This is a genomic window from Mesorhizobium ciceri WSM4083, assembly GCF_000519305.1.
Classification (GTDB): domain Bacteria; phylum Pseudomonadota; class Alphaproteobacteria; order Rhizobiales; family Rhizobiaceae; genus Mesorhizobium; species Mesorhizobium ciceri_B.
Window position 1 is genome coordinate 156385 of sequence record NZ_JAFG01000006.1, and the last position, 13234, is coordinate 169618.

The window sequence follows — 13234 nt, forward strand, 5'->3', positions numbered from 1 at the left end:
CCTATGTGTCGCCTGTCATACGCGCCATTTGAGGCAGCGCTCCCGACAACCAGAGGCCAGAAGCCTTATTTCCAGGTCCCGGAAGCCTTATTCTAGGTTGATGAACATCCAGCCCAAACACACAGAGCCGCTGATCCTGTCGGGCCGCGACGTGACCGCCGTGCTTGGGCCGACCAACACCGGCAAGACCCATCTCGCCATCGAGCGCATGGTGGCGCATGAGAGTGGGATCATCGGCTTGCCGCTCAGGCTTCTGGCGCGCGAGGTCTACGCCCGCGTCTGCGAAAAGGTCGGCGCCCACAAGGTCGCGCTGATCACCGGCGAGGAAAAGATCCAGCCGCCGGGCGCCAGATATTCGGTCTGCACCGTCGAGGCCATGCCGCGCGAGACCGACGCCGCCTTTGTCGCCATCGACGAAGTGCAGCTCGCCGGCGACCTCGAGCGCGGCCACATCTTCACCGACCGCATCCTGCACCTGCGCGGCCGCCAGGAAACGCTGCTGCTGGGTGCCGCCACCATGCACGGTATCCTGCAGCGCCTGCTGAGGGGTGTCTCGGTGGTGACGCGGCCAAGGCTGTCGCATCTTGCCTATGCCGGCTCCAAGAAGCTGACCCGCCTGCCGCGGCGCACGGCAATCGTCGCCTTCTCTGCCGACGAGGTCTACGCCATCGCCGAGCTGATCCGCCGCCAGCAAGGCGGTGCCGCCGTCGTGCTCGGCGCGCTCTCGCCGCGCACCCGTAACGCCCAGGTGGCGCTGTTCCAGTCCGGCGATGTCGACTACCTCATCGCCACTGATGCCATCGGCATGGGTCTCAACCTCGACCTCGACCACGTCGCCTTCGCCCAGAACCGCAAGTTCGATGGCTTCCAGTATCGCAACCTGACGGCGGCCGAGCTTGGCCAGATCGCCGGCCGCGCCGGCCGGCATTTGCGCGATGGCACGTTCGGCGTCACCGGCCAGGTCGACCCGCTGGACGAAGAGCTGATCAAGAAGATCGAAGGCCACGACTTCGATCCGGTGAAGGTGCTGCAATGGCGCACCGCGCATTTCGACTTTGCCAGCCTCGATGCGCTGAAGCGTTCGATCGAGACCAACGCCCCGGTCGAGGGGCTGACGCGGGCATTGCCTGCCGTCGACGCTCAGGCGCTCGAGCATCTGTCGCGCGACGAGGACATCCGCGCACTCACCACCAATGCCAAGCGCGTGGCGCTGCTGTGGGAAGCCTGCGCGCTGCCCGACTACCGCAGGATCGCGCCGGCGCAGCATGCCGACCTCATCGCTTCCATTTACACGGACCTCGCACGCCACGGCCATGTCGACGAGAATTACATGGCCGAGCAGGTGCGCCGCGCCGACACCACCGAGGGCGACATTGACACGCTGTCGCATCGCATTGCGCAGATCCGCACCTGGACATTCGTGTCGAACCGGCCCGGCTGGCTGGCCGATCAGGCACACTGGCAGGAAAAGACGCGCGAAATCGAAGACAGATTGTCGGATGCGCTGCATGAGCGGTTGACGAAACGCTTCGTAGACCGCAGGACTTCCGTCCTCATGCGGCGCCTTAGAGAAAATACCATGCCTGAAGCCGAAATTAGTCCTACCGGAACCGTCCTTGTCGAAGGCCACCATGTCGGCGAGCTGCAAGGGTTCCGCTTCACCGCTGACCAGACCGCGGGCGGCGAAGACGCCAAGGCGGTGCGCACCGCTGCCCAGAAGGCGCTGGCCGCCGAGTTCGAATCGCGCGCCGAACGCTTCGGCGCCTCGGCCAATGGCGACATCGCGCTTGGCTCGGACGGCACGCTGCGCTGGATCGGCGCGCCGATCGGCACGCTTGTATCAGGCGAAGACGCGCTGAAGCCGCGGCTGGTGCTGCTGGCCGACGAACAACTGACCGGCCCGGCGCGCGACAAGGTCGCCGCGCGTGCCGAGCGTTTCGTCAATTTCCAGATCGAGTCGCTGCTGAAGCCGCTGGTCGACTTGAAAAGCGCCGACCAGATCTCCGGCATCGGCCGTGGCATCGCCTTCCAGCTGGTCGAGAATTTCGGCCTCATCAACCGCCGCGACATCGCCGAGGAGATGAAGTCGCTCGACCAGGAAGGCCGCGCCGCCCTTCGCCGGCTTGGCGTGCGCTTCGGCGCCTACCATGTCTTCGTGCCGGCGCTGATCAAGCCGGCGCCTGCCGGACTGGTGACGCTGCTGTGGGCGCTGAAGAATGACGGCAAGGACAAGCCGGGCTTTGGCGACGTGGTCCATGCGCTCGCCTCGGGTCGCACCTCGGTGGTCATCGACCCGGCCTTCGACAAGACCTTCTACAAGCTTGCCGGCTACCGCAATCTCGGCCGCCGCGCCGTGCGCATCGACATCCTGGAACGGCTGGCGGATCTGATCCGTCCGGCGACCAACTGGAAGCCCGGCCTCGGCCAGCGCCCGGACGGCGCCTATGATGGCCAGTCCTTCATGGTGACGCCGCCGATGATGTCGATCCTCGGCGCCACCGCCGACGACATGGAAGAGATCCTCAAAGGTCTCGGCTACCGTGCCGAGCCCAAGCCGGCCGTCGAGGTCAAGGCGCGGCTTGAAGCACAGGACAATGCCGCGCGCGAAGCAGTGATGGCGAAGCTTGCGGCGGAAGAGGCTGCACGAGCCGAGCAGGCCAAAGCGGCCGAAGCCACGGCAACGGATGCCGCAGCAGAGGCAGCCGTCGAAGGGTCGGAGCCGGCATCGGACGCAGTGGCTGTTTCGGAAACGGCGGCCGAAATCACCTCCGACGCCGCGGCGGAACCTGCTGCGCCTGCCGTGGAAGAACAAGCGGACGCTTCGGTCGAAACCATGCAAGATGAAGCGCCTGTTGCCGAGGCTGCTGCTGAACCGGCGCCGGTTGAACCACAGGCGGAGACTGAAGCTGCCGAGACTGAAGCCGCAGCGGCAGAAGAAGCTGCACCGGCCGAGCTGGTGTCAAATGCCGCGCCGGCAACGGACGCCGCGCCGGACGAACCTGCGGCGGTGACTGAAGCCGTCGGCGAACCCGCTCCAGAAGCCGAAGCGCCAAAACCCGTCCTGTTGTGGCGGCAGGGTCGTTTCGAGCAGCGCCCGCGCAACCGCGACGACAGCCGCAGGAACAATCGCCCACGCAACGGACAAGCGCGCGGCCGAAGCGATGCACCCGTGGATGCCGCCGGCGCACCGGCCGCAGCTGCACCCGGAGAACGTCCGGCCCATGAAGGACGGCGCGATGGTGCCGGCAAGCAGCGCTTCGACCGCTCGAAGTTCAAACCCAAGCCGCAGGCCGAAGGCGAACAGCGACGTGACGGCAGGCCGCAGGGCGAGCGTCCCGACCGCCGCGAAGGCCGTCCCGACTGGAAGGGTGGCAGGCCGGATGGCAAGGGTGGTCCCGATCGAAGCCCTGGGGGCGGCAAGCCTGCCTTCCAGCCCAAGCCGCGCGAGGAGCGCCCGGTGCGCTTCGACCCGGATTCGCCCTTCGCCAAGCTCGCCGCCCTGCGCGACCAGTTGAAGAAGTAGAACCCGGCTCGCTTCGATGGTTGCCGAAGGCCGCCAGCGCATCGACAAATGGCTGTTCTTCTCACGCGCCGTGAAATCGCGCTCGCTGGCGGCGAAACTGGTGGGCGCCGGCCGGGTCCGCATCAATCGCGACAAAGCAGCGCAGGCTTCCGATCAGGTCAAGCCAGGCGACGTCCTGACCATCACGCTCGAGCGGCGCATCTTCATCTGGAAGGTGCTCGGTGCCGGTACGCGGCGCGGCCCGGCCGAGGAAGCCCGCACGCTCTACGAGGATATGTCGCCACCGCCCGCACCGAAGGGCGAAGCCCCTCCCGATGCAATTCCGGGGCTGCGCGAGGCCGGCAGCGGCCGCCCGACCAAGAAGGAACGTCGCCAGACCGACCGATTGCTCGGCGAAGATTGATGCCTGGCGTCGAAAAACACGCAGTGGTTCTGGGACAACGGCACGCCTGAGGCGAAAACTGAGCCCGGCAAACAGGCGCTCCGCGGGACATGACTGACTTCCGCCGGGCCCGCAGTCTGGAATTCCATTCCGGAAACACCGGCACCGTCCGCAATGGCTACCCTTGCAAGCGGTCGACAAAGGCGTTACCTGACGGAAAAAGCCCAACAAAATGGGACGTCCCGGAGCCGACCGATGACCTATGTCGTGACCGACAATTGCATCAAATGCAAATACATGGACTGCATCGAAGTCTGTCCGGTCGACTGTTTCTACGAAGGCGAGAACATGCTCGTCATCCATCCCGACGAATGTATCGACTGCGGCGTTTGCGAGCCGGAATGCCCGGCCGACGCGATCAAGCCCGACACCGAACCCGGCCTCGACAAATGGCTGCAGGTCAACACAGAATACGCCGAGAAATGGCCCAACATCACCGCCAAGAAGGAACCGCCGGCCGACGCCAAATCCTTCGACGGCGAGGCCGGCAAGTTCGAGAAATACTTCTCGGCAGAGCCTGGCGAAGGCGATTGACAACACGGCCGCAAAGGCCGGTATTACGCTGGGTAAGAGGCACGTCACATTAACCGGCTTGACAGCCGGCGCCGACCTGTGGCCTTCGCGTATGCAGCAAAACCTTGATTCTTCCGACTTTTTGTGTTACATCAGCGAAACATGCCGGTGACACAACGTCGATTTATGGCGCAGACGCCCCAAATCACTGAAAGGTGAAAATCCCATTCGGACCAGAGCAATCTGGGCCAGGCGGTCGCGATGTTGCGGTTTGCCGGTCCGGCTTTTCCGATGGGTTCATCTGTTGTGCGGCTAACGATCGGCTTCCCCGATCGCGCGAGTTCGGACCGGCAGGACGCCGGTGCCACAACAAGGAGTTCAGTGCGCAATGGCAACGATCACCCCGCAGAAGAAGTCCACCGCTGCGCGTCACGGTTTCAAGACCGGCGAGTACATCGTCTACCCGGCGCACGGCGTCGGCCAGATCGTCTCGATCGACGAGCAGGAAGTTGCTGGACACAAGCTGGAACTGTTCGTCATCGACTTTTCGAAGGACAAGATGCGCCTGAAGGTGCCGGTCGCCAAGGCGACCTCCATCGGCATGCGCAAGCTGTCGGAAGAGGATTATGTCGAACGCGCGCTGAAGGTCGTGCAGGGCCGCGCCCGCGTCAAGCGCACCATGTGGTCGCGCCGTGCCCAGGAATATGATGCGAAGATCAATTCGGGCGACCTGATCTCGATCTCGGAAGTCGTGCGCGACCTCTACCGTGCCGACAACCAGCCGGAGCAGTCCTATTCCGAGCGCCAGCTCTATGAGGCGGCGCTCGACCGCATGGCCCGAGAGATCGCGGCCGTCAACCGCATGTCGGAAACCGAAGCCGTGCGCTTGATCGAGGTCAACCTCAACAAGGGCCCCAAGCGTGGCGCCAAGGCCGACAATGAAGAGGCCGAGCAGGAAGAAGCTGCCTGAACTTTTTCGCCTTTGAATTCATGAAAAACCCGGCCTCGCGCCGGGTTTTTTCGCTTTCTAGGACGTGACGGCAGTTACACCTCGCCGCCGCCTTCCTTCTCAGCCTCCTGCTTCAGCGTCGCAATGAACCGCTTCGTCCGTTGCTGCTCCGGATTGTTGAACAGCACCGCGGCCGGTCCCTTCTCGACGACGACACCGGCATCGAGGAACACCACTTCCTGGGCGATCTTGGAGGCGAGGCGCAGATCATGCGTCGCCATCACCATGGTCGTGCCTTCGCTGGCGAGCTTGCCAAGCACGTCGACCACCTCTTGCGCCAGTTCCGGGTCGAGCGCCGAGGTCGGCTCGTCACAGAGCAGCACTTTCGGCGACGGCGCCAAAGCGCGGGCGATCGCCACGCGCTGCTGCTGGCCGCCCGACAGCGTCGCCGGCCAGGCGTCGGCCTTGTGCGCCATCCCCACCTTCTCCAGCAGAGCCAGCGCCCGCTCGCGTGCCCTCTCAGGCGCCCATTTCAGCACCGTCACCAGGCCTTCCATGACATTCTCGATCGCGGTGCGATGCGGAAACAGCTGGAAGTTCTGGAACACCATGCCTGTCTGCAGCCGCAGGCGCTGGATATCCCTGGCCGGAACCCTGCCACCAGGATGGAATTCGAGCGTCTCATCGCCGATGCGCACCGTGCCCGAGGTCGGGATCTCCAGGAGGTTGATGCAGCGCAGCAGGGTGCTCTTTCCCCCGCCCGACGGGCCGACCAGCGCCGTGACGCTGCCTTCGGCAATGGTGACCGTCACGCCCTTCAAAACGAGATTGTCGCCGAAGCGCTTTTCGATGTTGCTGAGGCCGATCATGAGCGTGCCTCCAGGAAGCCGCCATAGCGGTTGAGCCGGGTTTCCAGCCGCGTCTGCAAGGCCGACAGCACCGAACTCAGCGCCAGATAGAGGAGCGCCGCCTCGACATAGAGGATCAGCGGCTCATAGGTGGTGGCGACGATGCGCTGCGCCGCCTGGAACATCTCCGGCACGGTGATGGCGGCGGCCAGCGACGTGTCCTTGACCAGCGAGATGAAGGTGTTGGAGAGCGGCGGCACCGCGACCCGGCCGGCTTGCGGCAGGATGGTGCGCCGCATCGCCTGGCCCCAGGTCATGCCGATCGAATAGGCGGCTTCCCACTGGCCTTTCGGCACCGAGCCTATGGCCGCGCGGATGATTTCCGACGTGTAGGCGCCGATGTTGAGCGTGAAGCCGATCAACGCCGCCGTGAAGGCGTCGAGAAGGATACCGACCGATGGCAGGCCGTAGAAGATCAGGAACAGCTGCACCAAAAGTGGCGTACCCCGGAAGATCCAGACATAGAAGCGCACAAGCGCGACCAGCGGCTTGGGGCCGAACAGCCGGGCAAGTGCTGCACCCAACCCAACGGCCAGCCCCAGGGCGAAGGACAACAGCGTCAGCGGCACGGTGAAGATCAGCGCCGCCCACAACAGCGAAGGCAGCGACTCCAGCATCAGTTGCAGCCAGTGCGGCACGTAAGACCCTCCAGATTGGTCGAAGCAGCTTGGTCAAGGCGAGAATGCGTCTGCCATATCACGACAAAAGCGGCGGGCCGTCAAAGACGGCTCGCCGCTCGATGTGTCTCATGGGCCGCGGAGCGGCCCGCCTCATGGATTACTTCGAAACGTCCTGGCCGAAATAGGTGTCGGCGATCTTCTTGTAGGTGCCGTCGGCCTTGATATCGGCCAGCGCCTTGTTGATCGCCGCGACCAGCTCCGGATCGCCCTTGCGCACGATGACGCCGGAATAGTCGGCGTTTTCCTCTTGCGCGGCGATCTTCACATTGGCGTCGGGCTTGTGCTTCTTGAAATCGAGGAACGACAGGCTGTCATTGATGGTGGCGTCGGCACGGCCGGTCAGAAGCAGCTGGATCGACTGGTCGAAGCCATCGGTGCCGACCAGTTCGGCGCCGTTCGTTTCGGCCAGCTTGCCGAAATTCGAGGTCAGCGACTGCGCCGACTTCTTGCCCTTGAGATCGGCGAAGCTCTTGATGTCGGTGTTGTCGCCGCGCACGATCAGCACCGCCTTGGAGGCGATGTAGGGATCGGAGAAGTCGTACTTGGCTTTGCGGGCATCGGTGATGCCGACCTGATTGACAACGGCGTCGTAGCGATTGGCGTCGAGACCGGCGATCAGCCCGTCCCACTTGCCTTCGAGGAATTCGGCCTTGACGCCGAGCTTGTCGGCGACCGCCTTGGCGATTTCGACGTCGAAGCCGACCAGCGCGCCCGAAGTGTCATGATAGGTGAATGGCGCATAAGTGCCTTCCGTGCCGACCTTGATGACCCCGGCCTGCTTGATCTGGTCGAGATTGGCACCGGCATGGCCTGCGGTGACAGCCAAGGCTTGCAGCGTTCCGGCGATGATGAGCGACTTGAGCCATTTCATTTTTCTGTGATCCCGTCCTTGGCCGGCTGACCGGCATATTTGTGAGCGCTGGAAACTGACAGATGCAAGCCGAAAAAATAAGGAACAGAATTTCAAAAACAACCTGTTTATGAAACCAGATTCTCTAAATGGCGCTCTCTGCTCGTCATCGCAGCCATCGCGAACCGTCCTAGGAATCCTTCAGGCAACACAATCCCGCCGCCACGGTCGCGGAACCTTTCCCGCGCATGGCAGTTCTGGCTGTTCTAGGGCACGACGCCGCCATTTCAACCCGGGCGCCAGCCAAGTTTGCAAAGTCATCCGCACCACCCAGGGAGCGCCTCATGATGGAAGACACGGCAGGACGGATCATGGTCCGCGCGGCAATGAAGGCTCCCTACCTCGAGCGTGACGAAGAGCATCGGCTTGCATTGCTCTGGAAAGAGGACAACGACCAGAACGCGCTGCACTCAATCACCGTCGCCCATATGCGGCTGGTCATTTCCATGGCCTCCAAATTCCGCCATTACGGCCTGCCGCTCGGCGACCTGGTCCAGGAGGGTCATGTCGGACTGCTCGAGGCCGCCGCCCGCTTCGAGCCGGAGCGCGAGGTGCGGTTCTCGACCTATGCGACGTGGTGGATCCGGGCCTCGATGCAGGACTACATCCTGCGCAACTGGTCGATCGTGCGTGGCGGCACCAGCTCGGCGCAGAAGGCGCTGTTCTTCAACCTGCGACGCCTGCGTGCGCGGCTGGCGAACGGCGCGGAGCCGCTGTCCAACGCCGCGCTCTATCGCGAGGTGTCAGAGGCGCTTGGCGTCTCGGAAGCCGATGTGGCGATGATGGATTCGCGGCTCTCGGCACCCGACTCCTCGCTCAACATGCCGATTGCCGACGATGCGGGTTCGACGGAGCGCATGGATTTCCTGGTCTCGGACGATCCGCTGCCCGACGAGATCGTCGGCGACAAGATCGATGTCGCGCGCCGCTCGCTCTGGCTGAGGGAAGCGCTTCGCGCGCTCAATGCACGCGAGCTGAGGATCATCGAGGAGCGCCGCCTGAACGATGAGGGCGCGACACTGGAAGCGCTCGGCGAAACCCTCGGCATCTCCAAGGAACGCGTCCGCCAGATCGAGGCCCGCGCCATGGAAAAGCTGAAGGTCGCGTTGGTGAAGCAGAATCCGGAGTTCATGGCGACTGCCGCCTGAACGGCGGCGGGCGTCCAGAGGCGCCTACTTGTCGGTGACGATCTTGACCTTGTCGCCGGCCGAAACCGCGGCACCAGGCGACAGCGCGTTGAGGACGCGGAACAGGTCGAGCTTGCGGTCGACGCCGACCATCTGGGCCGAAAGCGAACCCATCGTCTGCCCAGGCTGGACGGTGACGACGCGGATGTGCAGCGGCTTCAGCGCCGCCTTTTCGGCAGCGCTCAAGATGCGGAACGAGCCGCTGACCGAGCGGGCGATCGTGTCCAGCGACGTGCTGGCGGAAGGGGCCGCGGTCAGCAGCCGGTAGACCTGGCCGCCGGCGCGGATCACCGCAATGTCGAACTGCCAGCCTTCGGCGCCGGCATGCGCGGTCGCCGCCTCATTGCCGTTGATGGTTTCCTGCTTGACGCTGCCGTCGACGAGACCAGCCACCCAGCCGCTGCGGATATAGTCCGTCAGCGCCCGGTTCTTGTCGATGGAAACGCCATCGAAACGGATCGCTATGTCGCCGGGGCCGGTGGCCGTCACCGCTGCCGCCGAATTGTCGATGATGAAGCCGTCCGGCACCGTGAACGACACGCCAAGGCCCGGATGCAGGAAGGTTTCGCCGCGCACATAGCCTTCTTCCGGCGTGTCGCCATAGAGCAGGCCGTCTATGCCGGCGAGGAAGGAATCGCGGTCGCGCGTGCCGACGCCCGGCGCGCCGAACTGGCGGGCATGGCGCTGCGCCAGATCGATGCGCTGCGGCGTGTTGGGGTGCGTGGCCAGGAAGTCGAGGCTGGCGTCGGTGGCGCCGCTGATCGAGCGGAAATCGGTGTAGGCCGACATCGACTGCAGGAAGCGGCCGGCGGCGAACGGGTCGTAACCGGCCTCGCCGATCGACTTGATGCCGATGGCGTCGGCTTCCAGCTCCTGGTTGCGCGAGAATTGCGCCAGCCTCAGCTTGCCGCGGATCAGCGCCGCCTTGGCGGTCGGGCTGTCGCCGAGCACATCGGAAACCACCTTGGTCGCCAGGCCTTCCTCTGCCTCGAGCTGCTGGCGCTGCAAGCCGTGATTGGCGGTGACGTGGCCCATCTCATGCGCGATGACGGCGGCAAGCTCGGCCGAATCATTGGCCAGCGCCAGCAGGCCCCGCGTGATGTAGAGATAGCCGCCCGGCAGCGCGAAGGCGTTGACGTTGGGCGAATTCAAAATGGTGATGCGATAGGTCTGTGTCGGGTTGGCGGACACCACCGTCAAACTACCGACCACCTTGGCGACCATGCGCTCGAGCCTGGGATCGGAATATTCGCCGCCATAGGTCGCCAGGATGCGCGGATGCTGCGCCTTGGCCATTTCGGCAAGCTTGCTGTTGGCGCCGACATTGTCCACCGTGATCGGCTTGTCGGAAGGCTGGAAGCCGGATTCCTGAACGTCCGGCGGCGTGAACATCTGGCAGCTTGCCAACGCCACGGCAAAGCCGGCCAGCGCGAGAAAGCGCGCCAGCGGTTTCATTCCCAATGTGTTAGCGCCGATCGCCAGAACGGCTTCCTTTCGGGTCCCGGCACATGACAATGAAAATCGGGGGCGATCTTCGGAATGTTCACGTGCCATATCTCAAACTGCTGCAGTATCCGCTGCCCGTCCCGGGGGCGGGCAGCGGATACTGCAGGCAAATCACGGCCTGTGCCGGACCGGTAGGGCGGACCTAGCCACACTCCCCCGGTCATGGCAAGCAAACGCCACATCGCCTGAAGCCGGTTTGACCGTAAATTATGTCCGCTTCCGGGCAACATCGCGTGATGTGGAATAGCCGGCACCCGCGCCGATATAGCGCCGGAACGCCTCCGGACCAGCCCCGGCAAAGAAATCATCAGCCTTGCCGGTCGCGGCGACCAACCCATTGTCGACAAACACCATATGCTCGCCGATGCGGCGTGCATCGCCCGGCTGGTGGGTGACGAACAGCACTGTCATGGCGCGTTCGGCATGAACGGCGGCAACCAGATCCAGCATCTCGTCGCGCAAAGCGGGTCCGAGCGAAGCGAAGGGCTCGTCGAGCAGCAACACCGGTCGGTCGCGCACCAGCACGCGGGCCAGTGCGACGCGCTGGCGTTCGCCTCCGGAGAGCTCGCGCGGCAGGCGTTTCTCCTTGCCCGCGAGACCGGTGCGCACAAGCGCCTCGGCGACCGCGGCGCGGTCCGCCTCGGTCAGCCCCAGGGAGGGCGAGCGGCCGAGCCCGACATTCTGCTCGAGGGAAAGATGCGCGAAGAGATTGTTCTCCTGGAACACCATCGACACCGGCCGCGCCGAGGCCGGCTCGGCGCTGACATCGGCCCCGCCGATCAGCACGCGGCCCGATTGTGGGGTCTCGAAGCCGGCGACCAGATTGAGCAGCGTCGACTTGCCCGAACCGCTCGGACCCATGATGGCGGTGATCTTCGCCGTGGCGAACTCGACGTCGAAGACAAGTGGCACCTCACCATAACTGAACGACACCTTGTCCAGCCGCACCGATGCGCCCTTTTCAAGCCTGCTGGCCGCCTCACGCATCCCGGACCTTCTCCCTTCCCAGCCAGTTCGCCGCCACGATCAACGCGAGACAGACGACACCGAGCAGCAGTGCCAGGCCGGCGGCATCCTCGGTGCGGTAGCTGCCCATCCGAGCCAGAAGAAGGTAGGGCAATGTCTGCACGGAATCACTGCCGAACAGGGCAATGACACCGAGATCGCCGAGCGACAGCGCCATGGCGAAAGCGAAGGCCGTGGCCAGCGGGCGCCGCAGCGACGGCCAGTCGACCAGCATCAGCCGGTTCCAGCCCGCAATGCCGAGCTGTGCGCAGAGCCGTTCGTGACGCTCGCTCGCCGCATCATAGGCGGGACGCACGGCGCGCAGGGCGAACGGCATCGCCATTACCGCGTTGACGGTGACGACCATGCCCGGGGCGATGGCAAAGACATCGCCGACATGGCGCAGCAACAGGAACCAGCCGGCGCCGACGACGATCGGTGGCACGACAAGGACAAAGCCGGCGCCTGTATCGGCAGCGCGTTCGAGCAGTGTCTTTGCGCCGGCACTGCGGTTCAGCGCCAGTGCCCGCCGCGCCATGGTCAGCGCCAGCGACAGCATCACCGAGATCAGTGCCGACAGGAAGGCCAGCGCCGCGCTAGTCAGGGTCGCCTGCCGGACAGTGGCCTCGCTGGCCAAACGGCCGAGATCCGCACCCAACCCGGCCATCACGGTGGCCGCCATCGGCCCAACAACGAACAGCAGCGCAAGCAGGATCAGCACAGCGTTGAGCCAGGTCTCGCGCCCGCCGACTGAGAGATACCGGCGTTGCGCAACCGGCAAATTGGTGTCGCCGACCACATTGGCGCCTAGCCGCGTCAGGGCCAGCACCACGATAAAGGTCAAGGCGATCTGCAGCAGCGTCAGTGTAACGGCCCGCGCGGGATCGAAATCGAAGCGCAGTGCCTGGTAGATGCCGACCTCCAGCGTCGTCGCGGCCGGCCCGCCGCCGAGCGTCAGCACGATGGTGAAGGATGTGATGCAGAGCATGAACACCAGCCCGGCGACGCCGGGCAGTGCGGCGCGCAGCGTTGGCCATTCGATCAGCCGGAACGCCGGCCGCGCCGCCATGCCGAGTTGGCTCGCCAACCGCCATTGGTCGGCCGGTATGGTCTGCAGCGCCTCGAGGAACAGCCGCGTCGCCAGCGGCAGGTTGAAGAAGACATGGGCGATAAGAATACCGGACAGGCCATAGATGCCCGGCCAGCTTCCGCCGCCGATAACGGCAAGCACGCCGGCGAAATAGCCGGCACGGCCATAAAGCGCCAGAATGCCTAGCGCCGCGACGATGGCCGGCAGCGCCAACGGCACGGCGAAGATCTGCAGGATCAAGCCGCGGCCGAAGAAACGTGGATGCCGCGACAGAGCGCGTGCCACAAACAGCGCCGGAATGACCGAAAGCAGCGTCGACAGTGCCGCTTGCCAGAGCGTGAAGCGAATGACGCGAAGCAGATAGGGATCGAAGGCTGCCCAAGCGCCCGAGAAATCATGGGCGCCCTCGAAAAGCAGGCCAGCAAACGCGCCGCCGATCAGCAGCGCGATAGCGGCAAGCGCGATGATGCCGGCGGTGATGCGAGGGTCAGAGGCTGTGCGTTGCACGCCGGACCACCAAT

Annotated in this window: 11 protein-coding genes; 5 read left to right on the forward strand and 6 right to left on the reverse strand. The window is 64.6% G+C overall.

All coding sequences use genetic code 11. From position 1 onward, the window contains the following. The first annotated feature begins 100 nt into the window (after positions 1-100). The 4 genes from MESCI2_RS0114160 to MESCI2_RS0114175 all read left to right on the forward strand — a co-directional run bounded on the left by MESCI2_RS0114160 (position 101) and on the right by MESCI2_RS0114175 (position 5448). Complete coding sequence (locus MESCI2_RS0114160; RefSeq protein WP_027037160.1) at positions 101-3523, forward strand: helicase-related protein; 3423 nt, start codon at positions 101-103, stop codon at positions 3521-3523. A 16-nt stretch (positions 3524-3539) separates the two neighbouring features. Beyond that, the gene (locus MESCI2_RS0114165) at positions 3540-3926 is read left to right on the forward strand and encodes an RNA-binding S4 domain-containing protein (RefSeq protein WP_027037161.1); all 387 of its coding nucleotides are present in this window, start codon (positions 3540-3542) and stop codon (positions 3924-3926) included. Between the two features lie 234 nt (positions 3927-4160). Continuing rightward, complete coding sequence (fdxA, locus tag MESCI2_RS0114170) at positions 4161-4499, forward strand: ferredoxin FdxA (protein WP_013529180.1); 339 nt, start codon at positions 4161-4163, stop codon at positions 4497-4499. Between the two features lie 367 nt (positions 4500-4866). Then, positions 4867-5448, forward strand: a complete 582-nt coding sequence (locus tag MESCI2_RS0114175) for a CarD family transcriptional regulator (RefSeq protein ID WP_013529179.1) — start codon at positions 4867-4869, stop codon at positions 5446-5448. Between the two features lie 74 nt (positions 5449-5522). Here MESCI2_RS0114175 and MESCI2_RS0114180 read toward each other — a convergent pair whose 3' ends face one another. From MESCI2_RS0114180 to MESCI2_RS0114190, 3 genes are all read right to left on the reverse strand, one after another. Then, the gene (locus MESCI2_RS0114180) at positions 5523-6296 is read right to left on the reverse strand and encodes an amino acid ABC transporter ATP-binding protein (RefSeq protein ID WP_027037162.1); all 774 of its coding nucleotides are present in this window, start codon (positions 6294-6296) and stop codon (positions 5523-5525) included. Further along, positions 6293-6973 (reverse strand): amino acid ABC transporter permease, encoded by a 681-nt coding sequence (locus MESCI2_RS0114185; protein ID WP_027037163.1) that lies wholly within the window; start codon positions 6971-6973, stop codon positions 6293-6295. Before MESCI2_RS0114185 ends, MESCI2_RS0114180 begins: the two co-directional genes overlap by 4 nt. Before the next feature lie 139 nt (positions 6974-7112). Next, the gene (locus MESCI2_RS0114190; protein ID WP_027037164.1) at positions 7113-7886 is read right to left on the reverse strand and encodes an amino acid ABC transporter substrate-binding protein; all 774 of its coding nucleotides are present in this window, start codon (positions 7884-7886) and stop codon (positions 7113-7115) included. A 323-nt stretch (positions 7887-8209) separates the two neighbouring features. Between MESCI2_RS0114190 and MESCI2_RS0114195 the strand changes: the two genes are divergently transcribed. Next, entirely contained in the window at positions 8210-9073 is an 864-nt protein-coding gene (locus MESCI2_RS0114195) for an RNA polymerase factor sigma-32 (RefSeq protein ID WP_027037165.1), read from the forward strand. 24 nt (positions 9074-9097) lie between these two features. Here the strand turns inward: MESCI2_RS0114195 and MESCI2_RS0114200 are convergent, their stop codons facing one another. From MESCI2_RS0114200 to thiP, 3 genes are all read right to left on the reverse strand, one after another. Next, the gene (locus tag MESCI2_RS0114200; RefSeq protein WP_027037166.1) at positions 9098-10567 is read right to left on the reverse strand and encodes a M48 family metalloprotease; all 1470 of its coding nucleotides are present in this window, start codon (positions 10565-10567) and stop codon (positions 9098-9100) included. A gap of 258 nt (positions 10568-10825) precedes the next feature. Next, positions 10826-11605, reverse strand: coding sequence for a thiamine ABC transporter ATP-binding protein (thiQ, locus tag MESCI2_RS0114205; RefSeq protein WP_027037167.1), 780 nt, complete (start codon positions 11603-11605; stop codon positions 10826-10828). Continuing rightward, positions 11598-13220, reverse strand: coding sequence for a thiamine/thiamine pyrophosphate ABC transporter permease (gene thiP / locus MESCI2_RS0114210; protein WP_027037168.1), 1623 nt, complete (start codon positions 13218-13220; stop codon positions 11598-11600). The genes thiQ and thiP overlap by 8 nt, the downstream gene beginning before the upstream one ends. Positions 13221-13234 lie beyond the last annotated feature (14 nt).